20 protein-coding genes are annotated in these 21,782 nt (G+C 62.1%); 11 read left to right on the top strand and 9 right to left on the bottom strand.

Going from position 1 to position 21,782, the window contains the following annotated elements; genetic code table 11:
- Positions 1-33 precede the first annotated feature (33 nt).
- The 5 genes from HBO24_RS03085 to HBO24_RS03065 form a co-directional block, all read right to left on the bottom strand.
- A complete protein-coding gene (locus HBO24_RS03085) occupies positions 34-1,149 on the bottom strand; it encodes an alcohol dehydrogenase catalytic domain-containing protein (RefSeq protein WP_115128447.1) in 1,116 nt (371 codons plus the stop codon).
- 26 nt (positions 1,150-1,175) lie between these two features.
- Positions 1,176-1,931: an SDR family oxidoreductase gene (locus tag HBO24_RS03080; RefSeq protein ID WP_057959240.1), complete on the bottom strand. Its 756-nt coding sequence runs from the start codon at positions 1,929-1,931 to the stop codon at positions 1,176-1,178.
- 136 nt (positions 1,932-2,067) lie between these two features.
- The gene (locus HBO24_RS03075) at positions 2,068-3,075 is read right to left on the bottom strand and encodes a substrate-binding domain-containing protein (protein WP_115128445.1); all 1,008 of its coding nucleotides are present in this window, start codon (positions 3,073-3,075) and stop codon (positions 2,068-2,070) included.
- A gap of 55 nt (positions 3,076-3,130) precedes the next feature.
- A complete protein-coding gene (locus tag HBO24_RS03070; protein WP_115128444.1) occupies positions 3,131-4,108 on the bottom strand; it encodes an ABC transporter permease in 978 nt (325 codons plus the stop codon).
- Complete coding sequence (locus HBO24_RS03065; RefSeq protein WP_057444030.1) at positions 4,105-5,592, bottom strand: sugar ABC transporter ATP-binding protein; 1,488 nt, start codon at positions 5,590-5,592, stop codon at positions 4,105-4,107. Before HBO24_RS03065 ends, HBO24_RS03070 begins: the two co-directional genes overlap by 4 nt.
- Before the next feature lie 282 nt (positions 5,593-5,874).
- Between HBO24_RS03065 and rpiB the strand changes: the two genes are divergently transcribed.
- From rpiB to HBO24_RS03050, 3 genes are all read left to right on the top strand, one after another.
- Complete coding sequence (rpiB, locus tag HBO24_RS03060) at positions 5,875-6,336, top strand: ribose 5-phosphate isomerase B (protein WP_057440839.1); 462 nt, start codon at positions 5,875-5,877, stop codon at positions 6,334-6,336.
- Positions 6,337-6,399: 63 nt separating this feature from the next.
- Positions 6,400-7,380: a sugar-binding transcriptional regulator gene (locus HBO24_RS03055; RefSeq protein WP_029293725.1), complete on the top strand. Its 981-nt coding sequence runs from the start codon at positions 6,400-6,402 to the stop codon at positions 7,378-7,380.
- 433 nt (positions 7,381-7,813) lie between these two features.
- A complete protein-coding gene (locus tag HBO24_RS03050; protein ID WP_170059284.1) occupies positions 7,814-9,376 on the top strand; it encodes a TerC family protein in 1,563 nt (520 codons plus the stop codon).
- Here HBO24_RS03050 and HBO24_RS03045 read toward each other — a convergent pair.
- On the bottom strand, positions 9,373-9,735 hold the full coding sequence (locus HBO24_RS03045; RefSeq protein WP_115128442.1) for a thioredoxin family protein: 363 nt from the start codon (positions 9,733-9,735) through the stop codon (positions 9,373-9,375). The genes HBO24_RS03050 and HBO24_RS03045 overlap by 4 nt on opposite strands.
- Before the next feature lie 306 nt (positions 9,736-10,041).
- On the opposite strand from HBO24_RS03045, the gene HBO24_RS03040 reads away from it, so the two are divergent.
- From HBO24_RS03040 to HBO24_RS03005, 8 genes are all read left to right on the top strand, one after another.
- Positions 10,042-10,887 carry a transporter substrate-binding domain-containing protein gene (locus tag HBO24_RS03040; RefSeq protein WP_057440842.1) on the top strand — a complete coding sequence of 282 codons (846 nt, stop codon included), beginning with the start codon at positions 10,042-10,044 and terminating at the stop codon, positions 10,885-10,887.
- Between the two features lie 52 nt (positions 10,888-10,939).
- On the top strand, positions 10,940-11,602 hold the full coding sequence (locus tag HBO24_RS03035; protein WP_057440843.1) for an amino acid ABC transporter permease: 663 nt from the start codon (positions 10,940-10,942) through the stop codon (positions 11,600-11,602).
- Between the two features lie 12 nt (positions 11,603-11,614).
- The gene (locus HBO24_RS03030; RefSeq protein ID WP_057440845.1) at positions 11,615-12,265 is read left to right on the top strand and encodes an amino acid ABC transporter permease; all 651 of its coding nucleotides are present in this window, start codon (positions 11,615-11,617) and stop codon (positions 12,263-12,265) included.
- Positions 12,262-13,029, top strand: coding sequence for an amino acid ABC transporter ATP-binding protein (locus tag HBO24_RS03025; protein ID WP_170059283.1), 768 nt, complete (start codon positions 12,262-12,264; stop codon positions 13,027-13,029). Before HBO24_RS03030 ends, HBO24_RS03025 begins: the two co-directional genes overlap by 4 nt.
- 15 nt (positions 13,030-13,044) lie before the next feature.
- On the top strand, positions 13,045-13,434 hold the full coding sequence (locus HBO24_RS03020) for a RidA family protein (RefSeq protein ID WP_170059282.1): 390 nt from the start codon (positions 13,045-13,047) through the stop codon (positions 13,432-13,434).
- A 180-nt stretch (positions 13,435-13,614) separates the two neighbouring features.
- Positions 13,615-14,379 (top strand): IclR family transcriptional regulator, encoded by a 765-nt coding sequence (locus HBO24_RS03015; RefSeq protein WP_170059312.1) that lies wholly within the window; start codon positions 13,615-13,617, stop codon positions 14,377-14,379.
- Positions 14,380-14,396: 17 nt separating this feature from the next.
- Positions 14,397-15,605 carry an amino acid deaminase gene (locus HBO24_RS03010; protein ID WP_170059281.1) on the top strand — a complete coding sequence of 403 codons (1,209 nt, stop codon included), beginning with the start codon at positions 14,397-14,399 and terminating at the stop codon, positions 15,603-15,605.
- A gap of 117 nt (positions 15,606-15,722) precedes the next feature.
- Entirely contained in the window at positions 15,723-16,631 is a 909-nt protein-coding gene (locus HBO24_RS03005; protein ID WP_170059280.1) for a sugar kinase, read from the top strand.
- 110 nt (positions 16,632-16,741) lie between these two features.
- On the opposite strand, the gene HBO24_RS03000 is transcribed toward HBO24_RS03005, so the two are convergent.
- The 3 genes from HBO24_RS03000 to HBO24_RS02990 all read right to left on the bottom strand — a co-directional run bounded on the left by HBO24_RS03000 (position 16,742) and on the right by HBO24_RS02990 (position 21,706).
- Positions 16,742-17,017 (bottom strand): peptidylprolyl isomerase, encoded by a 276-nt coding sequence (locus tag HBO24_RS03000; protein ID WP_029293742.1) that lies wholly within the window; start codon positions 17,015-17,017, stop codon positions 16,742-16,744.
- Positions 17,018-17,058: 41 nt separating this feature from the next.
- Positions 17,059-19,608: a PAS domain-containing protein gene (locus HBO24_RS02995; protein WP_170059279.1), complete on the bottom strand. Its 2,550-nt coding sequence runs from the start codon at positions 19,606-19,608 to the stop codon at positions 17,059-17,061.
- A gap of 145 nt (positions 19,609-19,753) precedes the next feature.
- Positions 19,754-21,706 carry an acetoacetate--CoA ligase gene (locus HBO24_RS02990; RefSeq protein WP_170059278.1) on the bottom strand — a complete coding sequence of 651 codons (1,953 nt, stop codon included), beginning with the start codon at positions 21,704-21,706 and terminating at the stop codon, positions 19,754-19,756.
- Positions 21,707-21,782 lie beyond the last annotated feature (76 nt).

Here is a 21,782-nt window from a genome sequence, read left to right as displayed (position 1 = left end):
AGGCCCGCTTCCACATTTGGATATGTGTTGGGTTCAGGGCTCGAGCACGACCTTCAATGACTTGTCCCCGCGCTCCATTACCGCAAACGCCTCCTTGAAATCCGCCAGCGCAAACTTGTGGGTCACCACGTCGCGCATGTCGATCTTGCGCTTGCCGATAAAGTCGATGGCCCGTGGGTACATGTACGGGCCCAGGTGCGAGCCGAGTACGTCCAGCTCCTTGCGGTCGCCGATGATCGACCAATCTACCGTGGCCTCGTCGTTGAACACGCTGAATTCGACGAAACGCCCCAGCTTGCGCAGCATCGCCAGGCCCTGGTTCACCGCTTTGTGGTGCCCGGTGGCTTCGATATAGATATCGCAGCCATAGCCGTCGGTGATTTCGCGGATTTTCGCCAGTACATCAACTTCGGCCGGGTTCCAGACTTCGTCGGCGCCCATGCGCAGGGCCAGTTCGGCGCGTTCGGGTTTCATGTCGAGCACGATCAGGCGTTTGGGGTTGCGCATGCGCACCGCGCCGATGATCCCCAGGCCGAGGGTGCCGGCGCCGGCCACGACCACCACATCGTCGAAATCCACATTGGCCCGTTCCGCCGCGTGCAGCGAGCAGGCCAGCGGCTCGATCAGGATCGCTTCGTCCGGCGCGATGGAGTCCGGCACCTGGTGGATGATGCCTTCCTTGGTGAAAATCATGTACTGGGCCATGGCGCCCTGTACGTTGTTCTGGAAGCCATAGAGGTCGTGCTTCTGGCACATCCAGTACTGGCCGTGGTTGCAGAAACGGCAGCCCCAGCAGGGCACGATCTGCTCGGAAATCACCCGGTCGCCGACCTTCACCCCGCGCTTTTCAGCGCCTGGGCCCAGGGCGACCACGCGGCACACAAACTCATGCCCGGGAATCATCGGCGGCTTGACGTAGCGCGGCTGCTCGGCGTCGCCCCAGAACGACGGCGCGCCGCGATAGGTCTTGATATCGCCCATGCAGATGCCGCACAGCTCGACCTTGGTCAGGATCTCGTCGGGGCCTGGCGTCGGTACATCGACGGTTTCCAGGCGATAGTCTTCCGGGCCATGGCAGACCACGGCCTGCATGGTCTTGGGGATCACTGGGTGGAGTTGTTCGGCGGTACGTTCGGTAGCGATGGACATGACAAACCTCACGACGAATAGAAGGATTACTGAATGCTGTAGCCGCCGTCGATCACCATATTGGCGCCGGTGATCATCTGGGCTGCGTCGCTGAGCAGGTACAACGCCAGCCCGGCGATTTCATCCGGCTGGGCAAAACGGCCCGCCGGGATCTGCAATTTGGCCCGTTCGCCCACTTCGCCGGCCCAGGCTTTTTTGCCCAGGGCGGTCTCGACGATGGTGGGGGAGATGGCATTTACATTAATGTGCGGCGCCCATTCCATGGCCAGGACCTTGGTCATGCCGACAATCGCGGCCTTGCTCGCGCAATAGGCCACATGCCGATCCAGGCCGATCACCGCCGCCTGGGACGCCAGGTTGACGATGCGCCCGCTGCCCTGGGCGAGCATGTGCCGGGCGCAGGCCTGGGCCACGAAAAAACTGGCCTTGAGGTTGATATCCAGGGTGATGTCCCAGGCGTTTTCGCTGACGTCGATGGCCTTGTCCAGCATCACCACGCCGGCGCTGTTGATCAGATAATCCAGACGTTTGAAGTGCGCGAACACGTAGTCGATGCTGCTCTGCACCTGATCGAGCTGGCGCAGGTCGACGGCCAGGCCAAGATGCCCGGCGCCGAGGCTGGCGGCTACTTCTACCACGGCCGGATCGCGGTCGAGCAGCGCCACGCGCGCGCCACGCTCCACCAGCAGGCTGGCACATGCCAGACCAATCCCCGCAGCCCCACCGGTGATCACGGCGCAGCGGCCGCTGAGGTCGAAGGCTTGGTTCCAGAATCCAGACATTGGTTTAACTCCATTCTCAAAAACAGTGGAGATCGGATGTGGGAGCTGGCTTGCCTGCGATGGGGGCACCTCGGTCTGTCAGGGATGCCGAGGTGAGGCAATCGCAGGCAAGCCAGCTTCCACATTGACCGCGTTGCTATTTAGTGCCGCTGACCTGCTGGTACAGCGCATCCGCATTGGCATTGGTGACCGGCACCCACGGCAAGATGTAGTTCTTCGCGGTGCCGTCGGCCCATTTCAGGTCCTTGGCATAGCGCTCCCAAATCACCGACTTGGGCTTGTAGTCTTCGCCCGCCAGTTGCCGCAGGGCTACGTCCAGTGCGCCCTGGGACTGGGCCTGGGCGTCTTGCAGGAAGGTGGTGACTTCATCTCGTTTCGCCGCCTGGATGGCGTCGGGCATGCCGTCGATGGAGGTGACAGGCACCTCCTTGGAGGTCAGGCCATGGGACTTGAGGGCCTGCACGGCGCCGAGGGCCATGTCGTCGTTTTGCGCGATCACCCCGTTGATGCCCTTGGGGTGGGCGTTCAGCCAGTCTTCAGTCAGGGTCAGGGCCTGGGCGCGGTCCCAGTTGGCAGTCTTCTTCTCGATGATCTTGATCCCGGGGTGTTTGCCCAGCACTTCCAGCTCGCCTTTTTCCCGGTCGATCTGCGCCGACTGGCCAATCGGGCCCTGGATGATCACCACATTGCCCTTGCCCTGGAGTTTGTCGACCATGGCCTGGGCCTGCAGGCGACCACCCTCGACATCGTCGTTGCCCACGTACGGCACGCTGGCGTCGGCGACCTTGGTGTTGGAGGCGATCACCACCACATCGTTGGACATTGCCTGCTTCACCGTGCCGACACCGGCCTTGGTGTCGATGGGCACGAAGAGGATCGCGTCGTAGCGCTGGGTGACCATGTTTTCGATCTGGTTGTTCTGGGTCAGTGCGTCATAGTTGCCGTCGAAGACGGTCAACTGCACGGTGCCATCCTTGACCGCCGGATGCTCCTTCAGCTCGCGCACCCAGTTCTGCATGAACTGGCCCTTGAGCCCGTATACGGCGGCGCCGATTTTGTAGGTCTTGCCATCGGCGGCCAGGGTGATGCTGCTGGCGAGCAGGGAGAGGGCCGCCACGGCGGCAAACGATGTAGCGAATTTCATAATGAGAACCCCGTTTATTGTTGTGGTCGTTCAGTTCGGTTCAGAGCAAAAGCGACTAGCGTTTTTTCTTGCGCCACACGTCAATCAACACCGCGAGTACGATGATCAAGCCCTTGGCGACCTGCTGGTAATAGGAGGACACGCCAAGCAGGTTCAGGCCGTTGTTGATCACCCCGATCAGCAGGGCGCCGAACAGCGTGCCGACGATGGTGCCGACGCCGCCGGACAGGCTGGTGCCGCCGATCACCACGGCGGCAATCGCATCCAGCTCATAGGACATGCCGGCCTGGGGCAGGGCGGAGGTGGTGCGCGCGGACAGCACCACGCCCGCCAGGCCGGCGAGCAAGCCCGAGACCACGTACACCGAGAACGTCACCTTGCGCACACCGATCCCCGAGGTGCGTGCGCTTTTTTCGTTGCCGCCCACCGCGTACACATAGCGCCCGTAGGTGGTGTAGCGCAGCACCATCCAGAAGATCAGCGCGACCACCGCAAAGATAATGACCGGTATGCCAATCGGCCCGAGCTTGCCGATGCCCAGGGCCAGGTAGGCGTCCGGCAGGTCGGTGACCGGGCTGCCATCGTTGAGGATAAAGGTCATGCCCCGGGCCACACTCAGCATGCCCAGCGTGGCAACAAAAGGCGGGATCGACAGATTGGCCACCATGAAGCCGTTGACCATCCCCAGCATCGCTCCGGCGAACATCCCGGCACTGACGGCGGCGAGCAGTCCGTAGCCCTGGGTCGCGACCAGGGCGCTGCACAGCCCGGCGAAGGCGAGGATCGAACCTACCGACAGGTCGATGCCCTTGGTCAGGATCACGTAGGTCATGCCCACTGCCAGGATGCCGTTGATCGAGGTCTGGCGCAGGATGTCCATCCAGTTGCGCCAGGTCATGAAGTATTCGCTGGAAAACGCCATGACCACGCACAGCAGGATAAACACCAGTGGCAGGCCAAAGCGGTCGAGGGAAAGGCGCAGACGGCTGCGCGCGGGGGTGGTCAGTGGCGTGGCAAGGGTTTTGGCATTCATGAGGCAAGACTCAACAAGGCTTCCTGGGAAAGGGCGGTGTCGCTGCTGATAGTCACCAGCCGGCCGCCCTTGAAGACCGCGATACGGTCACTCAGGTGCAGCAGTTCCGGGGCTTCGGACGACACCACGATGGCCGCGCCACCGGCGCGCACGAACTGGTCGAGCAAGTGATAGATCTCCTGCTTGGCACCTTCGTCGATGCCCCGGGTCGGTTCATCGCACAGCAGGCACACCGGTTGGGTCGACAGGCATTTGGCGAGCACTACCTTTTGCTGGTTGCCGCCGCTCATGGACGCCACTGGCAGATCGAGGGAGGTGGTCTTGATCTGCAGGCGCTTGACCATGTCCTCGGCCAGTTGGGTTTCCTTGCGCGCATTGATCAACGACCAACTCGACAGTTGCTTGTACGCCGACAGCGCGATGTTCGAGAGGATGCTGGAGCTGAGTACCAGGCCGCTTTCCTTACGGTCTTCGGTGACCAGGGACATGCCGGCGCGGATGGTCGCCTTGGGCAGGCCGATGGGCATCGGCTTGCCTTGCAGGGTGACGCTGCCGGCGTCCGGGGTGGTCAGGCCGTAGATGCAGTTGAGGAACTCGCTGCGCCCCGAGCCCATCAGCCCGTAGATGCCGAGGATTTCGCCCTGGCGCACTTGCAGGCTGATGTCCTGGAACTCGCCGCTGCGGCTCAGGCCCTGGACGTCCAGGCAGCAGTCGGCGGCGCTTTCGCGGCCGACCTTGTGGTCGATGCGCGTCAATTCCTGGCCGACGATGCCGCGCACCAGGTGGGCGCGGTCGATATCGGCCATGCGCCCGCTTTCGACGAAGGCGCCATCGCGGAAGATGCTGTAGTCGTCGGCTATCTGCGCAAGCTCGCTGAGGCGATGGGACACATACACGATCCCGGCGCCACGGGCGGTGAGGCGGCGGATGGCCTTGAACAGGGTTTCGGCTTCGCGCTCGCCGATGGCGGACGTGGGCTCGTCCATGATCATCACCTGGCAGTCATGGCTGAACGCCTTGGCGATCTCCACCAGTTGGATCTGCGCCACGCTCAGGCGATGCATAGGGGCGCTGGCGTCGACCTCGAACTCCAGGCTTTCCAGGAGCTCGCGGGTGCGCCGGTGCAGTTCCTTGCTGTCGACGATGCAGCCGGCGCGCCGTGGTTCGCGGCCCAGCCAGATATTTTCGGCGACGCTCATGTAGGGGATCGGTTCCAGCTCCTGGGTGATCATCGCGACCCCCGCCGCCAGCGCTTCGCTGGGACGATTGAAATGTACGGGAGCGCCATTGAGCAGGATGTTGCCGGCATCACGTTGGGTAATGCCCATCAAGATACTGAGGAAGGTGGATTTGCCCGCGCCATTGCCGCCGCACAGGGCGTGCACGCTACCGGCCCGCAGCGAGAGGCGGCCGTCACGCAGGGCAGGGATGCCGGCGTAGGCCTTGGCGACGTGTTCAGCCTGGAGCAGTAATGGCGTGGCCATCGGCGTGTCCTCGTGCTGTGAATTCTTATTAGGTACACAGTCGTGTTGCTGCGTGATCATATGTGTACCAAATGAAATTCTGATCAGTCAATCTCTTTCACTGGAAACTTGTAATCGCCGGCAATTTCTTAATGTTTGGCGTTTTAGAGGGGTTTGACTGGAGGGTCAGTTAAAACGTGCTTGACAGTTGCGAGGGAATATCCGAGAAATGCCTGATCGAAATTTCATTGAGTGATCATATGATCAGTCTTAAGTTTCACCACGGCAGCGGAGCCTAATGCCATGAACACACCTTTCCCGGTGGCTATCGGATGTGACGAAGCGGGTTTTGAGCTCAAGGAGCTGTTGAAGCGCCATATCGAGGCGCTGGGGTATCCGGTGACCGACTTTGGCACCCATTCCACGGCGCCGGTGCTGTACCCGGATATTGCGCTGGCGGTGGCCACGGCCATCAACGGCGGGCAGCAGCGCCTGGGAGTGCTGGTGTGTGGCACGGGCATCGGCATGGCCATCTCGGCCAATAAAGTCTTGGGTATTCGCGCGGCTCAGGCCCATGACACCTATTCGGCGGAGCGGGCGCGCAAGAGCAACGATGCGCAGATCCTGTCCATCGGTGCGCGGGTGGTGGGGGCGGAGCTGGCCAAGAGCATCGTCACCGCGTTTCTGGCCTCGGAGTTCGAGGCAGCGCGTTCCGGAGCCAAGGTCGAGCGCATCAACGCCATTGAGCGTGATGGGCATCAGTAGTGGACGTAGCGGGGCAAGAGTCGGGAGAATGCGCCTTTGACGCCGAAACGGAAGCCCGTCCCCATGAGTGACAGTACCCTGCGCACCGCCAGCGATATCGATCTGATGACCGAAGTGGCGATGCTCTATTACCTTGAGAACGTCACTCAGGAAGCCATCGCCAAGCGCTTTGATCTGTCCCGGGCCAAAGTCAGCCGGCTGCTCAAGCGTGCGCGCGATGAAGGGATAGTCGAGGTGCGGGTACTGCAGCATCCGGCGATGAACAACGAATTGGAACAGGCGTTGGTGGAGCGCTTCCAGCTGGACCGCGCGTTGATCGCGGTCGATCACAGTGACGCCGACACCCAGCGCTCCGCCGTGGCCAGCCTGGTGGCCAACTACCTGAACAAGACCCTGGGCGACGGCATGATTGTCGCTGTGGGCATGGGGCGCAATGTGGGGGCGGTGGCCGATAACGTGTTTTTGCCGGTGACGCGCAACTGCACATTTGTCTGCGCCATTGGCGGTTCGCTCAAGGCGGGCGAATACATGAACCCCGACCATATCTGCCGACGCCTGGCCCTGCGTTTTGGCGGCGAGAGCGAAAGCCTGTACGCCCCGGCGCTGGTGGCCAACCCGGAACTGCGCAGCGTGTTGATCAGCAACGACACCGTACGCTCCACCCTCGACCGCGCACGGCGCGCCGATATGGCGCTGATCGGCATCGGCGACATGAGCGAGAACAGCAATATGGTGCGCATGGGCTGGTTCTCACCCCAGGAAATCGCCCAGGCGCGCTTGTCCGGCACGGTGGGCGACATGATGGGGTACGACTTTATCGACATTCATGGCCAGCCGGCGGTCAACGCCATCCAGGGGCGAGTGATCGGCTTGACGGTGCAGGAGTTGTTCCGCATTCCCGATGTGGTGGCGATTGCCAGTGAAAACACCAAGGCGGCGGCGACCCTGGGGGCGTTGCGCTCGGGGGTGATCAATACGCTGGCGACCACGGTAACCAATGCCCACACCATCCTGGCGCTGGACGACGCTACCCGCAAAACCTGACCTGTCGCCTCTCAAAATATGGGCACTGGCGTGTGTGGGGGGGGGCTTGTGTGGGAGCTGGCTTGCCTGCGATGCAGGCACCTCGGTGTATCAGTTAGATCGAGGCGATGCTATCGCAGGCAAGCCAGCTCCCACATAAGCCACCACGCAAGACCACGGCACAGGCTTTCGAGGGGTGGCTTTTACAGATCTTGTAATGGTTTTAAATTGTAGGGAATTTGTATTTTCCATGTAGGATTAACGTCCTTTTCTCACTGCAGGATTTGCATGAACACCCTCTCGGAGCCCCCCAGTCGTCTTTCTCCAAGACCGCTACTGCCGACGTTCCCGCTGAAACATCCTCTATTTAGGCTGCTAACCTTTTCCCGGTCATCGGACCGCGTCTTGTTGTGCCCGGCATTCTGAAAATCAATAAAGAGACAGAGACTTCTATATGGAATGGTTAGCGGATCCAACGGCCTGGCTCGGCCTGTTGACCTTGATTGTGTTGGAACTGGTACTGGGTATCGACAACCTGGTGTTTATCGCGATCCTGGCGGACAAGCTGCCACCGGAGCAGCGTGACCGTGCGCGGTTGATCGGCCTGTCCCTGGCGCTGATCATGCGCCTGGGCCTGTTGGCGAGTATTTCCTGGTTGGTGACCTTGACCCAGCCGTTGTTCGAGGTGTTCGACAAGAGCTTCTCCGGACGTGACCTGATCATGCTGTTTGGTGGTGTGTTCCTGTTGTTCAAGGCCACCATGGAGTTGCATGAGCGGCTCGAAGGGCATGTCACCGAGCGCACCGGCAATGCCGCCTACGCGATGTTCTGGCCGATTGTGGCGCAGATCGTGGTGCTGGACGCTGTGTTCTCCCTCGACGCGGTGATTACTGCGGTCGGCATGGTTGACGAGCTGGCGGTGATGATGATCGCGGTAATCGTGTCCATCGGCGTAATGATCGTGGCCAGCAAGCCGCTGACTCGCTTCGTCAATGCGCACCCGACGGTGATCATGCTGTGTCTGGGCTTCTTGATGATGATCGGTTTCGCCCTGACCGCCGAAGGTCTGGGCTTCCACATCCCGAAAGGCTACCTGTACGCGGCCATCGGCTTCTCGATCCTGATCGAGGTGTTCAACCAGATCGCCCGGGCGCGCCGCAAGAAGTCGGCGCAAGGCCTGCGGCCGATCCGTGAGCGCACTGCCCATGCGGTGATGCGTCTGCTGGGCGGTCGCAGCCTGGCGGTGGAAGAAGTGTGTGAGGACGTTACGGACCTGTTGGGCGACTCGCAGGACCATCAAGGCCCGCTGTTCGACCGTCGCGAACGGATCATGATCAGTGGTGTGCTGCAACTGGCCGAGCGGCCGATCCGCACCTTGATGACCCCGCGGGCGAATGTCGACTACATCGACTTGGCCGACGACCCTGAGACGATCCGCCTGAAACTGATGCACTCGTCCTACTCGCGCTTGCCGTTGATCCGTAACGGCGCGGTGGATGAGCCCCTGGGCTTCGTGCATAAGAAGGAGTTGCTCAAGGAGTACCTGGCCGGCAATGAGCCGAACCTGGAACACCTGGCGCGGCGGGCGATCAACCTGCTGGACAGCTTCTCGATCCTCAACGCCCTGGAGCAGATGCGCCAGGAGTCGACGCACATCGCCTTTGTGATCAACGAATTTGGCGATTTCATGGGGGTGTTGAGCATGACCGACATCCTTGAGTCCATCGCCGGTGAGTTGCCCGATGCCAGTGAAGTCGAAGGCCCGGACATCGTCGAAGAGCAGGGCGGTTATCGCGCCAATGGTGCGTTGAACCTGAACCTGATTCGCCAGCGCACTGGGTTCAAGGCCGTGGCCACCGAGGATTACCAGACCCTCGCCGGCCTGGTCATGAGTCTGTTGGATCGCCTGCCGGTGGTCGGTGACAGCCTGGAATACGAAGGCTGGCGCCTGACCGTGGCGGCGGTGGAGGAGCGGCGGGTGACGCAGGTACTGCTGGCCCCTGTCGCGCTGGGTTAACGGGGCTTTGCCCGCTTGGTCGGCACACCCCGGGTGTGCCGCTCGAAGGTTCTTTTCAGGGTCTGCTCCTGGGTCTCCCAGGGGCCGAACCCCTTGAGCTTCTCTACCAGCCTGCCGTTTTTCAAGATCAGCAGCGTCGGCGTGCCGGTCACCTCGGGATGCCGTGGGGTCTGGCTGGTGTCCAGTACATAAAGCGCCGCCTGGCGTCGATAGCGACCGGCCACTTTGCTGAACAGTGGCTTGGCCGCGCCGCACGCCGGGCACTGGGGCGATACAAACAGCATAAACACCGTGCGGGGCGTCTGCAGCGCACGTCTATACGCCTGCGCGTCGTCGATCACCGTGTTGATCAGTCCCATGACAGTCTCCTTGTAGGCACTTGGCCAAACCCTAAGTCGGGTGGGCTGGACGGTCTACTGTGAGAATTCACAGGTAACGCACCCAAATGGGATGGACCGCAACGGATTGTGGCGCACGGTAGCAGTGTGTCTGCCGACGCTGGCGGCGCGGTGATTCGTCGGTGCCTGCTTATCTATCTGATTTAAAAACACTTGTGCGCTTCAATAGGCTTCTCCTGCTGGCTGTGGCACACTTTCTGCTGTCTATTCCGTTGTTACATACCTAGTTCCGGTATAGCGGAATACACAACTTCTGGAGTGCTTGCCATGCATCGCCGACCTTCCGTGTTTAAAGCCTGTGTTTTTCTCTTCGCCGCATCGGCTTGCCTCGCCAGCCAAGTGCAGGCGGACAGCAAGCTCGATGAAGTGCTCAAACGTGGGCATCTGCTCGTCGGTACAGGCAGTACCAATGCGCCGTGGCACTTCCAGGGCGCGGATGGCAAGTTGCAGGGGTTTGATATTGATATCGGGCGCATCGTCGCCAAAGGCCTGTTCAACGACCCGAGCAAGGTCGAGTTTGTGGTGCAGTCGTCCGATGCGCGGATTCCCAACCTGTTGACCAACAAAGTCGACATGAGCTGCCAGTTCATCACCGTCACCGCCAGCCGTGCGCAGCAGGTGGCGTTCACCCTGCCGTACTACCGCGAAGGTGTGGGCCTGCTGTTGCCGGCCAACAGCAAATACCAGCAAATCGAAGACCTGCAGGCAGCGGGGGATGACGTCACTGTGGCGGTGCTGCAAAACGTCTACGCCGAAGAGCTGGTGCACCAGGCGCTGCCCAAGGCCAAGGTGGATCAATACGACAGCGTCGACCTGATGTACCAGGCGGTGAACTCCGGGCGTGCCGACGCGGCGGCCACCGACCAGTCATCGGTCAAGTACCTGATGGTGCAGAACCCCGGCCGCTACCGCAGCCCGAGCTACGCCTGGAGCCCGCAAACCTACGCGTGCGCGGTCAAGCGTGGCGATCAGGACTGGCTGAACTTCGTCAACACCGCCCTGCACGAGGCGATGACCGGCGTCGAGTTTCCGACCTATGCAGCCTCGTTCAAGCAGTGGTTTGGCGTTGATCTGCCGACCCCGGCGATTGGTTTTCCGGTGGAATTCAAATGATTGTTGAGCGCGGGGCGTCGCAGCGGGCGCCCCAATCAAGGTAGTGCCGACCATGAACTATCAGCTGAATTTTGCCGCAGTCTGGCGCGATTTCGACACCTTGCTGGCGGGCCTCGGCCTGGGCCTGCAACTGGCCTTGCTGTCGATTGCCATCGGCTGCGTGATCGGCCTGTTGATGGCCTTTGCCATGCTGTCCAGGCACCGTGCGCTGCGGATTCTGGCCTCGGTGTATGTGACGGTGGTGCGCAACACGCCGATCCTGGTGCTGATCCTGTTGATCTACTTTGCCTTGCCCAGCCTGGGCATCCGCCTGGACAAGATCCCCTCGTTCATCATCACCCTGTCGTTGTACGCCGGGGCCTACTTGACCGAAGTGTTCCGTGCCGGCCTGTTGAACATTCCCAAGGGCCTGCGCGAAGCCGGCCTGGCGATTGGCCTGGGGGAGTGGCAGATCCGCGCCTACATCACGGTGCCGGTGATGCTGCGCAACGTGCTGCCGGCGCTGTCGAACAACTTTATCTCACTGTTCAAGGACACCTCTCTGGCGGCGGCGATTGCCGTGCCGGAGCTGACCTATTACGCCCGCAAGATCAACGTCGAAAGCTACCGGGTGATTGAAACCTGGCTGGTGACGACCGCGCTCTACGTGGCGGCCTGCTACCTCATCGCCATGCTGCTGCGTTACCTGGAGCAGCGCCTGGCGATTCGTCGATAAGAGGGGGTTTCCATGTATTGGCTGCATGAGTTGTGGATCGCCCGGGCAACCCTGTGGGCAGGGTTCCAGACCAGCGTGTATTGCTCGGTGCTGGCGATTATCTTCGGCACCCTGATCGGCATCGTCGCCGGCTTGGTGCTGACCTACGGCAAGTTCTGGATGCGCGCGCCGTTTCGTCTGTACGTTGACCTGATCCGTGGCACCCCGGTGTTTGTGCTGGTACTGGCCTGCTTTTACATGGCCCCGGCGCTGGGCTGGCAGATCAGTGCGTTCCAGGCCGGTGCCCTGGGCCTCACGCTGTTTTGCGGCTCCCATGTCGCCGAGATTGTGCGCGGTGCGTTGCAAGCCATTCCCCGTGGGCAACTGGAAGCGGGCAAGGCCATCGGCCTGACCTTCTATCAGTCCCTGGGCTATGTATTACTGCCCCAGGCACTGCGGCAGATTTTGCCGACCTGGGTCAATTCCTCCACCGAGATCGTCAAGGCCTCGACCCTGCTGTCGGTGATTGGTGTTGCCGAGTTGCTGTTGAGCACCCAGCAAGTGATCGCCCGGACCTTTATGACCCTGGAGTTCTACCTGTTTGCCGGCTTTCTGTTCTTTGTCATCAACTACGCCATCGAGTTATTCGGGCGCTACATTGAAAAGCGGGTGGCCTTGCCATGAATCAACCATTGCTCAACATCAGCGGCCTGCGCAAGCAATACGGTGCGGTGGAAGTCCTCAAGGGCGTTGACCTGTCGCTGCAGCGCGGCAACGTGGTGACCTTGATCGGCTCCAGCGGTTCGGGCAAGACCACGCTACTGCGCTGCGTCAACCTGCTGGAAGAGTTCCAGGGCGGGCAGATCACCCTCGACGGCGAGTCCATTGGCTATGCCGATGTTGCCGGCAAGCGCGTGCGTCACCCGGAAAAACTCATTGCCCAACACCGCGCCATGACTGGCATGGCGTTCCAGCAATTCAACCTGTTCCCCCATCTGACGGCGTTGCAGAACATCACCCTGGGCCTGCTCAAGGTCAAGCATATGGGCAAGGACGAGGCGGTAGCCCTCGCGGAAAAATGGCTGGAGCGCGTCGGCCTGCTGGAACGGCGCAACCACTTCCCCGGTCAGTTGTCCGGCGGCCAGCAACAGCGCGTGGCGATTGCCCGGGCGATTGCAATGAACCCCAGCCTGATGCTGTTCGACGAAGTGACCTCTGCGCTGGACCCGGAGTTGGTCGGCGAGGTGCTCAGTGTGATCAAGGGCCTGGCGCAAGAGGGCATGACCATGTTGCTGGTGACCCACGAAATGCGCTTTGCCTACGAGGTTTCGGACAACATCGTGTTTATGAACCAGGGGCGGATTGAAGAGCAGGGCCCGCCCAAAGCGGTCTTTGAGCGCCCGCAATCGCAACGCCTGGCGGAATTTCTGAAAAATATTCGTTTTTAATCAAGGAGCAACTTTATGAGCATTACTCGTTACGGCGCCGGCAGCACTGCCGGCGGTGGCCAACCCCGCCCATTTGCCCGTGCAGTGGAGGCCGATGGCTGGTTGTACGTGTCGGGCCAGGTGCCGGCGGTGGATGGCGAGATTATTCACGGCGGGATTGTCGAGCAGACCCACCAGACCATGAAGAACGTGGTGGCGATACTTGAAGAGGCCGGCTATGGGCTTGAAGACGTGGTCCGGGTCGGCGTATGGCTGGAAGACCCGCGGGATTTCTGGAGTTTCAACAAAGTCTTCGGCGAATACTTCACCCCCGAACACGCCCCGGCGCGGGCCTGTGTGCAGGCGAATATGATGGTCGATTGCAAGGTTGAGATTGATTGCGTGGCCTACAAGAAAAAAGGCTAAATGCCCGATCTCAAGACCACTAAAAATTCAATGTGAGAGTGAGTTCGGGGGGGAGCGGGCTTGCTCGCGAAAACGGTGTATCAGTGCCAGATTTGTTGGCTGACACGCCGCTTTCGCGAGCAAGCCCGCTCCCACACAAAGCGACTTTTACATGGACCTCTTACGCTGATGAAGACCGCCATGACCGAAGACACCATCAAGCGCCGCGCAAAAGGCCTGGACCGAGCGTTCGATATCCTCGATTTTCTCAAGGAAGTCGGCCAGCCCCTGCGCCCCAATGATATTGCCAGTGGCATTGGCAGCCCCAAGTCCACGGTCTATGAACTGGTCGCCTCCCTGCTGGAGCGGCGGATTCTCGAAACCGTGGGCAAGGATGGGCACGTGTACCTGGGGCGCCAGCTGTACTTCCTCGGCCAAGCCCACTTGCGCCATTTCGACCTGACCCGCGAGGCCGATCACGCCTTGCAGGAGATCGTCAGCCAAACCCACGAGACGGCGCAGATGTGCCTGCTCAACGGGCGCAAGTACACGGTGGCGCTGATGCGCGAGGGCGAGCGGCACTTCCGGATTTCTTCGGATATCGGTGAAAACGCGCCCATCCCCTGGACCGCGTCCGGGCGCCTGTTGCTGGGGCATTTGAGCGACCAGCAGATCATCGACCTGATCGACCACGACGACTTTATCCTGCCGGACGGCCAGCGTTTATCCCTGGACACCTTCCTCGGGCAGATCCGCCAGGCCAGCGTCGATGGCTTTTTTTCCTTCGACAGTGTTGCCGACACCTTTACCCATTGCTTTGCGGCCCCGGTGCGTGACGCCCAGGGTGTCGCCATTGCGACCCTGTGCATCGTCGCCCCACGGGCCGACGCCAAGAACAATTACGACGACTACCGCCGGGTGCTGATCGAAAGCGCCAATAACCTGGCCCGTCGCATCAATGAATAGCGAAACGGAGTAACCCCATGTCTGCCTTCAATGCTGTTGAAAAAGGCGCCGCCGCCAGCGGTGCCCACCTGGTACGCGACGTCAGCCTGCCCGCCCTGGTGCTGCACCGCGCGGCCCTGGAACACAACATCCGCTGGATGCAGGACTTTGTCAGCAACAGCGGCGCGCAACTGGCGCCCCATGGCAAGACCAGCATGATGCCGGCGCTGTTTCAGCGTCAGTTGGCGCAGGGCGCCTGGGGCATCACCCTGGCTACCGCGGTGCAGACCCGCGCGGCCTATGCCGGTGGCGTGCGCCGGGTATTGATGGCCAACCAACTGGTAGGCGCGCCGAACATGACGTTGATCGCCGAGCTGCTGGCTGACCCCGAGTTTGACTTCCATTGCCTGGTCGATCACCCGGACAACGTCGCTGACCTGGGCGCATTCTTCGCCGCCCGTGGCCTGCGCCTGAACGTGATGATCGAATACGGCGTGGTCGGCGGCCGCTGCGGTTGCCGCAGCGAGCAAGAGGTGTTGGACCTGGCGCGGGCAATCAAGGCCCAGCCGGCCCTGGCCCTTACCGGGATCGAAGGTTATGAAGGGGTGATCCACGGCGAGCATGCCATCAGCGGTATCCGCGAGTTTGCCGCGTCCCTGGTGCGCCTGGCGGTGGATATGCAGAACAGCGGGGCCTTTGACCTGGGCAAGCCGATCATCACCGCGTCGGGTTCGGCCTGGTATGACCTGATCGCCGAGTCTTTCGCCGCGCAAAACGCCGAAGGGCGCTTCCTCAGCGTGCTGCGCCCCGGCAGCTATGTGGCCCACGACCACGGCATCTACAAGGAGGCGCAATGCTGCGTGCTGGACCGGCGCAGCGACCTCACGGAGGGCCTGCGCCCGGCCCTGGAAGTCTGGGCCCATGTGCAGTCGTTGCCGCAGCCGGGGTTTGCAGTGATCGCCCTGGGCAAGCGCGACGTGGCCTACGACGCCGGCCTGCCGGTGCCCCTCAAGCGCTACAAGGCTGGCGTGCTGCCGGCGGTGGGCGATGACGTGAGTGCCTGCAAGGTCACGGCGGTGATGGACCAGCATGCCTTCATGAGCGTGGCGGCGGGGGTTGAACTGCGTATTGGCGACATCATCTCGTTTGGCACCTCGCACCCGTGCCTGACCTTTGATAAGTGGCAGGTGGGGTGTTTGGTGGATGAGCAGTTGCAGGTGATCGAGACATTGCACACCTGTTTCTAGAGCGCGTCGCGGCCATCCCAGGCAAGCCAGTTCCCACATTGGGATTTGTGAAAACATTCCAATGTGGGAGCTGGCTGGCCTGCGATGAGGCCCCAAAACCCAGCCGAGAATCCAAATATGACCCCACACCCGCGCATCGCCCTGATCGGCGAATGCATGATCGAACTGCAACACCGCGCCGACGGCAGCCTGCAACAGAGCTTCGGTGGCGACACCCTGAACACCGCCGTCTACCTGCGCCGTGAACTGGGGGCCAGCAGCACGGTGGATTACGTCACCGCCCTGGGCGATGACAGTTTCAGCGATGCCATGTGTCAGCAATGGGTCGCCGAAGGCCTTGGCCTGGACCGGGTCCAGCGCTTGCCGGGGCGCCTGCCGGGTTTGTACTGCATCCAGACCGATGCCCACGGCGAGCGCAAATTCCTCTATTGGCGCAACGAAGCGGCGGTGCGCGATTGCTTCACCACGCCAGGGGCCGAGCCGGTCCTGGCGGCCTTGCCGTGTTATGACGTGCTGTATTTCAGCGGTATCACCCTGGCTGTATTGGGCGAAGTGGGGCGCGTGCGCCTGTTGGCCGCGTTGCTGGAAGCCCGCCAGCGTGGCGCCCGGGTGGTGTTCGACAACAACTACCGGCCGCGTCTGTGGGCCAGTGTCGAAGCCGCTCGTGAGGCCTATCAGCAGGTGTTGGCGCAGGTGGATATGGCCTTGCTCACCGAAGACGACGAGCGTGCCCTGTTTGGCTATGCCGACAGTGAGCAGGTGTTCGCCGCTTATCCAGGGATCGAGGAAGTGGTGCTCAAGCGCGGCGCGGATGACTGCCTGATTCGCCAGGGCGGGGAGCGTTTTGCGGTGCCGGCGCAGGTGGTCGAAAAGGTGGTGGACACCACGGCGGCGGGGGATTCGTTCAGCGCAGCGTATCTGGCCAGTCGGCTCAGGGGTGGTTCACCGCAAGAGGCGGCTTTGGCGGGGCATCGGTTGGCCAGCCGGGTGATCCAGATTCCGGGGGCGCTGATTCCCAGGGACTGATCATTCCCACGCTCCGCGTGGGAATGCAGCTACGGACGCTCCGCGTCCCAGAAGCGGACGCAGAGCACCCTGATCGTTCCCACGCGGAGCGTGGGAACGATCAGGGTGCTCTAGTCGCGGTAGAACACCTGCACCAGGTGATACCCAAACTTGCTCTTGATCGGCCCATGCACCACCCGCAGCGGTTTCTTGAAAATCACCGCATCAATCACCCCGACCATCTGCCCCGGCCGCACTTCACCCAGATCGCCGCCGCGCTTGCCGGACGGGCAGGTGGAGAACTTCTTGGCCAGCACATCAAAGGCTTCGCCCTTGGCAATACGCTGCTTGAGTTGTTCGGCTTCTTCGCTGGTCTTGACCAGGATATGGCGGGCTTGGGCTTTCATCGGGCAGTTACCTTGCAACGGTCGGGCTTGAAGGCGCGGGATTATGCATCAACTTGGCCTTTGACGCCGATCATGCTGCGGATTTTCGTGGCCAACTGGTCAATGGAAAACGGCTTGGCCACCATGTCCATGCCGTCCTCCAGAAAGCCCTGGCGCTCGGCGGCGGTCTCGGCGTAGCCGGTCATGAACAGCACCTTGAGTGTAGGGCGGTGCTGGCGGGCGATTTCCGCCAGTTGCCGGCCGTTCATGCCGGGCAGGCCGACATCGGTCACCAGCAAGTCCACCCGCAGGTCGGACTCCAGCAGTGGCAGGGCTGCGCGTGCGTCGGCCGCCTGGTGGGCGGTGTAGCCCAATTCATCCAGCAGGTTGACCACCAGCATACGCACCGCCGCATCGTCCTCGACCACCACCACGGCTTCGCCGTCCAGCGCCAGGGGGGCTTCCACGGGGACCTGCGGCGGGACTTTTTCCAGGGCGGTGCCATGCAGGCGCGGCAGGTACAGGCGCACGCAGGTGCCCCGGCCCGGTTCACTGTGGATCGTGACGTGGCCGCCCGATTGCTGGGCAAAACCATAGATCATCGACAATCCCAGGCCGGTGCCCTGGCCGATGGGCTTGGTGGTAAAGAAGGGGTCGAAGGCCTTGGCCAGGATTTTCGGGGTCATGCCGGCGCCGTTGTCGCACACGCCGAGCATCACGTAGTCGCCGGCCTTGACCGGCTCCAGGGTGGTGATGTCGGTGCCGTCGAGGTAGCTGTTGGCGGTCTCGATGCTCAGTAGCCCACCATCAGGCATGGCATCGCGGGCGTTGATCACCAGGTTGAGCAGGGCGTTTTCCAGTTGGCTGGCGTCGGTGTTTACCGGCCAGATATCGCTGCCCAGCTGCACCTTGAGTTCGATATGGGCGCCTTTGGTACGGCGGAACAGGTCTTCCAGGGACGCGACCAACTGGTTCGGGTCCAGGGGCCGGCGGTCCAGGGACTGGCGCCGGGAGAAGGCCAGCAGGCGATGGGTCAGGGCGGCGGCGCGATGGGCCGAGGACACGGCGGCGTCGGTGAAGCGGCCGATCTCATCGCTACGGCCGGCGGCGATGTAGCGCTGCATCAGGTCCAGGCTGCCGATGATCCCGGTGAGCATATTGTTGAAGTCATGGGCTATCCCACCGGTAAGCTGGCCGACCGCTTCCATTTTTTGCGCATGGCGCAGCGCGTCTTCGGCACGCTCGCGCTCGAACATTTCGTTTTGCAGGCGCTGGTTGGCTTCGGCCAGCGCCTGGGTACGCTGGGCCACGCGTTCTTCGAGGTTGTCGTTGAGGTGGCGCAGGGCTTCCTCGGTGAGTTTGCGCTCGGTCTCATCAATCACAAAGATGTAGAAACCATTGACCGAGCCATCGGCGCTGAAGCGCGGCAGGTACTTCATCAGCGCATGCCGGGGCCGGCCATCGCGATGGGGGGTGACGGTAATGAAACTGCAGGCCTTGCCCTTGAGGGCGGCGGCGATCTTATCGGCGCGCCCGGCATAGATCTCGGCGCCGATCACTTCGCGGATGGTCTTGCCATACAGCTCTTGCGGGGTCAGGCCATACCAGTCGAGGTAGGCGCTGTTGTTCAGGCGAAAGCGCTCTTCGTGATCGACATAACCGATCAGCACCGGCATCGCGTTGATGATCAACTGCAGCTCGGTCTGGCTCTGGCGCAGGGCTTGCTCGGTGTGCTTGCGTTCGGTCAGGTCCAGGGCCGCCCCGAGAAAGCGCGCCGGCCGGCCGTGGTGATCCTTGTAGCAGCGGCCACGGGCAAACACCCAGCGCACCTGGCCGTCGGCCTGGAGCAGGCGATATTCCTCGGCGTACTCGGAGCCATGGCTGATGCAATGCTTGATGCTGCGGGCCACCATGCCACGGTCTTCCGGGTGCACGCCTTGCAGGTAATCACTGATGGGCAACTGCCGGGCTTTAGCCGGATCAACCCCATGAAGTTGGGCAAAATGGCTGTCGGCAATAAAGCGGTCTTCGCTGATATCCCAGTCCCAGGTGCCCACTGCATCGGTGGCGGCCAGGGCCAGTTGCAAGCGTTGCTCGGTATCGTGCTGGGCCTTGAGGCTGGCCTCGGAGCGTTGTTGCAGCTCCTGGGCGAGTTGCCGGCGCTCGTTGGTTTCAATCGCCGTCACCAGGACCCCGGCGACCTGGCCACGTTCGTCGCGGATCGGGCTGTAGGTCAGGTCCAGCCAGATTTCCGTATCACGGTGATTGCGCTGCAGGATAAAACGCTGCTCGCTGAAGGTGCGCACCTGGCCGGCCAGTACGGCGCTGTAGATCGGGGCGGTGAAGTGTTGCATCTCCGGCCAGACCTGGTGGGTCGGCTGGCCGAAGGCCTGGGGGTGCTTGTTGCCGGCCAGCAGGGCGAAGCCATCGTTGTAGATCTGCGTGAGTTCGTCGCCCCACAGCAACAGCATCGGCATCGGTGAGTGGATGACGATATCGACTGCCGTGCGCAGGCTTTGTGGCCAATGGCTGGCATCACCGAGGGGGCTTGTGGCCCAGTCCAGCCGTGCGATCAGGGCCGCGGCCTGGCTGCCGGTGGGTGATCCGTTCATGTGTAAGTGTCCCGCGCGTAACGCTTGAAGAATGACAGAGGCCGATTATCCCGTGCTGCGGAAACGGCTGCCTACCCCCCGAAAAATAGCATGCTTGAGGGGTTTATCTTCAAATGAGTGTGTGGGCGCTGAAACCTTTCATCCTTTATGCCAGCTCAGGGCGGTCGCGAAACTGCTCCAGGGCTTCGGGGTTGGCCAGGGCATCGGTGTTTTTCACCGGTTCGCCATGCACGACATTCCTTACCGCCAACTCGACGATCTTGCCGCTGATGGTGCGCGGGATGTCGCTGACACTGAGGATCTTCGCCGGCACATGGCGCGGCGTGGTGTTGGCGCGGATCACCTCGCGGATCTGCTGCTCAAGCGCGGCGTCCAGGTGTTCACCGTCATTGAGGCGCACAAACAGCACCACGCGCACGTCGTCCTGCCAGCGTTGGCCGATGGCCAGGCTTTCCAGGACCTGGGGGACTTTTTCCACCTGGCGGTAGATTTCCGCCGTACCGATGCGCACGCCACCGGGGTTGAGCACCGCATCCGAACGGCCATGGATCAGCAGGCTGCCATTGGCGCGTTGCTCGGCATAGTCGCCCTGGGCCCAGACGCCGGGGAACTGGCTGAAATACGAGGCGCGCAGTTTTTCCCCCTGTGGGTCATTCCACAGGCCAATGGGCATGGCCGGGAAGTGCCGGGTGCATACCAGTTCGCCTTTTTCGCCGACCAGCGCCCGGCCCTGGTCGTCCCACACTTCGATGGCCATCGCCAGGCTCTTGCACTGCATTTCGCCGCGCCGTACCGGCAGCACCGGGTTGCCGATGACAAAGCAGGAGACGATATCGGTACCGCCCGACATCGACGACAGGCACAGCTCCTGTTTGATGTCGCGGTACACGTAGTCGTAGCTCTGGGGCGACAGTGGCGAGCCGGTCGAGATCAGGCACTTGAGGCTGCCCAGGTCATGGCTGCGACGCGGTTGCAGGCCGGCCTTTTCCAGGGTGGCGAGGAATTTCGGGCTGGTGCCGAACACGCTGATGCGCTCCTGGTAGATCAGGTCAATCAGGCGCTCCGGCCCCGGATGAAACGGCGAGCCGTCGTACAGCACTACCGTGGCACCGATGGCCAGGGCCGACACCAGCCAGTTCCACATCATCCAGCCGCAGGTGGTGTAGTAAAACAGGCAGTCGTCGCGTGACAGGTCGGCGTGCAGGCCATGTTCCTTGAGGTGAGTCAGCAGCACGCCGCCGGTACTGTGGATGATGCATTTGGGCACGCCGGTGGTGCCGCTGGAGTAGAGGATGTACAGCGGATGGTCGAAGGGCACGGCGACAAACTGCGGTTCGCCGCCGGGGCGGTAGAAGTCATCCCACAGGGCGACGTTGGCCTGGGTCGGGTAATCCTCGACGCGCGCCTCGGGTCGGGCGTAGGGCACGATGATCAGGTGTTGCAGGGACGGCAGGCGGTCGAGGATTTCATTGAGCTTGGCGCTCTGGTCGATCAGCTTGCCGGCATAGCGATAACCGGCGCAGGTGATCAGCACCTTGGGCTCGATCTGGCCGAAGCGGTCGATCACCCCTTGGGTGCCGAAGTCCGGCGAGGAACACGACCAGATCGCCCCGAGACTGGTAGTGGCAAGCATGCCCACCAGGGTTTGCCAGGTATTGGGCATGCACGCCGCCACCCGATCACCCAGGCCCACGCCCGCCGCTTGCAGGCTGCGTTGCAGGCCGGCGACGTGGCGGGCCAGTTCGGCGTAGCTCAGTTGTTCGCGCTGGCCGTCTTCGCCGATGGCGACCACGGCGGGGTGGTCATCGCGGCGGCGCAGCAGGTGCTCGGCAAAGTTCAGGGTGGCGCCGGGAAACCACTGGGCGCTGGGCATCTGCGTGCCTTCCACCAGCACGGTGCTGGGTGGCGTACGAAACTGCACGTCGAAGAACTCGACAATCGCCGCCCAGAAATCCGGGCGCTGGTCGATGCTCCATTGGTGCAGGGTGGGGTAATCGTTGATCTGCAAGGCGTGGCGATCATTGATAAAGCGCCGGAACTGGTCCATCCGGGTGGTGTGGATGCGTTCCGGGCTGGGTTGCCAGAGGATATCGGACATGGCGCACTCTCTTGTTCTTGTATGAAATCTGCCAGGCACCACACATCCAAACTGTGGGCGCAGGCTTGCCTGCGCC

Source organism: Pseudomonas sp. WS 5410, assembly GCF_012985645.1.
Lineage (GTDB): Bacteria > Pseudomonadota > Gammaproteobacteria > Pseudomonadales > Pseudomonadaceae > Aquipseudomonas > Aquipseudomonas shahriarae.
The sequence above is the reverse complement of the archived record's forward strand: the minus strand, read 5'-3'. Positions and strand labels throughout refer to the sequence as shown.

Excerpts from the sequence above, each read along its gene's own strand:
- HBO24_RS03085 (WP_115128447.1), bottom strand. The coding sequence starts at position 1,149 with ATGTCCATCGCTACCGAACGTACCGCCGAACAACTCCACCCAGTGATC.
- HBO24_RS03080 (WP_057959240.1), bottom strand. The coding sequence starts at position 1,931 with ATGTCTGGATTCTGGAACCAAGCCTTCGACCTCAGCGGCCGCTGCGCC.
- HBO24_RS03075 (WP_115128445.1), bottom strand. The coding sequence starts at position 3,075 with ATGAAATTCGCTACATCGTTTGCCGCCGTGGCGGCCCTCTCCCTGCTC.
- HBO24_RS03070 (WP_115128444.1), bottom strand. The coding sequence starts at position 4,108 with ATGAATGCCAAAACCCTTGCCACGCCACTGACCACCCCCGCGCGCAGC.
- HBO24_RS03065 (WP_057444030.1), bottom strand. The coding sequence starts at position 5,592 with ATGGCCACGCCATTACTGCTCCAGGCTGAACACGTCGCCAAGGCCTAC.
- rpiB (WP_057440839.1), top strand. The coding sequence starts at position 5,875 with ATGAACACACCTTTCCCGGTGGCTATCGGATGTGACGAAGCGGGTTTT.
- HBO24_RS03055 (WP_029293725.1), top strand. The coding sequence starts at position 6,400 with ATGAGTGACAGTACCCTGCGCACCGCCAGCGATATCGATCTGATGACC.
- HBO24_RS03050 (WP_170059284.1), top strand. The coding sequence starts at position 7,814 with ATGGAATGGTTAGCGGATCCAACGGCCTGGCTCGGCCTGTTGACCTTG.
- HBO24_RS03045 (WP_115128442.1), bottom strand. The coding sequence starts at position 9,735 with ATGGGACTGATCAACACGGTGATCGACGACGCGCAGGCGTATAGACGT.
- HBO24_RS03040 (WP_057440842.1), top strand. The coding sequence starts at position 10,042 with ATGCATCGCCGACCTTCCGTGTTTAAAGCCTGTGTTTTTCTCTTCGCC.
- HBO24_RS03035 (WP_057440843.1), top strand. The coding sequence starts at position 10,940 with ATGAACTATCAGCTGAATTTTGCCGCAGTCTGGCGCGATTTCGACACC.
- HBO24_RS03030 (WP_057440845.1), top strand. The coding sequence starts at position 11,615 with ATGTATTGGCTGCATGAGTTGTGGATCGCCCGGGCAACCCTGTGGGCA.
- HBO24_RS03025 (WP_170059283.1), top strand. The coding sequence starts at position 12,262 with ATGAATCAACCATTGCTCAACATCAGCGGCCTGCGCAAGCAATACGGT.
- HBO24_RS03020 (WP_170059282.1), top strand. The coding sequence starts at position 13,045 with ATGAGCATTACTCGTTACGGCGCCGGCAGCACTGCCGGCGGTGGCCAA.
- HBO24_RS03015 (WP_170059312.1), top strand. The coding sequence starts at position 13,615 with ATGACCGAAGACACCATCAAGCGCCGCGCAAAAGGCCTGGACCGAGCG.
- HBO24_RS03010 (WP_170059281.1), top strand. The coding sequence starts at position 14,397 with ATGTCTGCCTTCAATGCTGTTGAAAAAGGCGCCGCCGCCAGCGGTGCC.
- HBO24_RS03005 (WP_170059280.1), top strand. The coding sequence starts at position 15,723 with ATGACCCCACACCCGCGCATCGCCCTGATCGGCGAATGCATGATCGAA.
- HBO24_RS03000 (WP_029293742.1), bottom strand. The coding sequence starts at position 17,017 with ATGAAAGCCCAAGCCCGCCATATCCTGGTCAAGACCAGCGAAGAAGCC.
- HBO24_RS02995 (WP_170059279.1), bottom strand. The coding sequence starts at position 19,608 with ATGAACGGATCACCCACCGGCAGCCAGGCCGCGGCCCTGATCGCACGG.
- HBO24_RS02990 (WP_170059278.1), bottom strand. The coding sequence starts at position 21,706 with ATGTCCGATATCCTCTGGCAACCCAGCCCGGAACGCATCCACACCACC.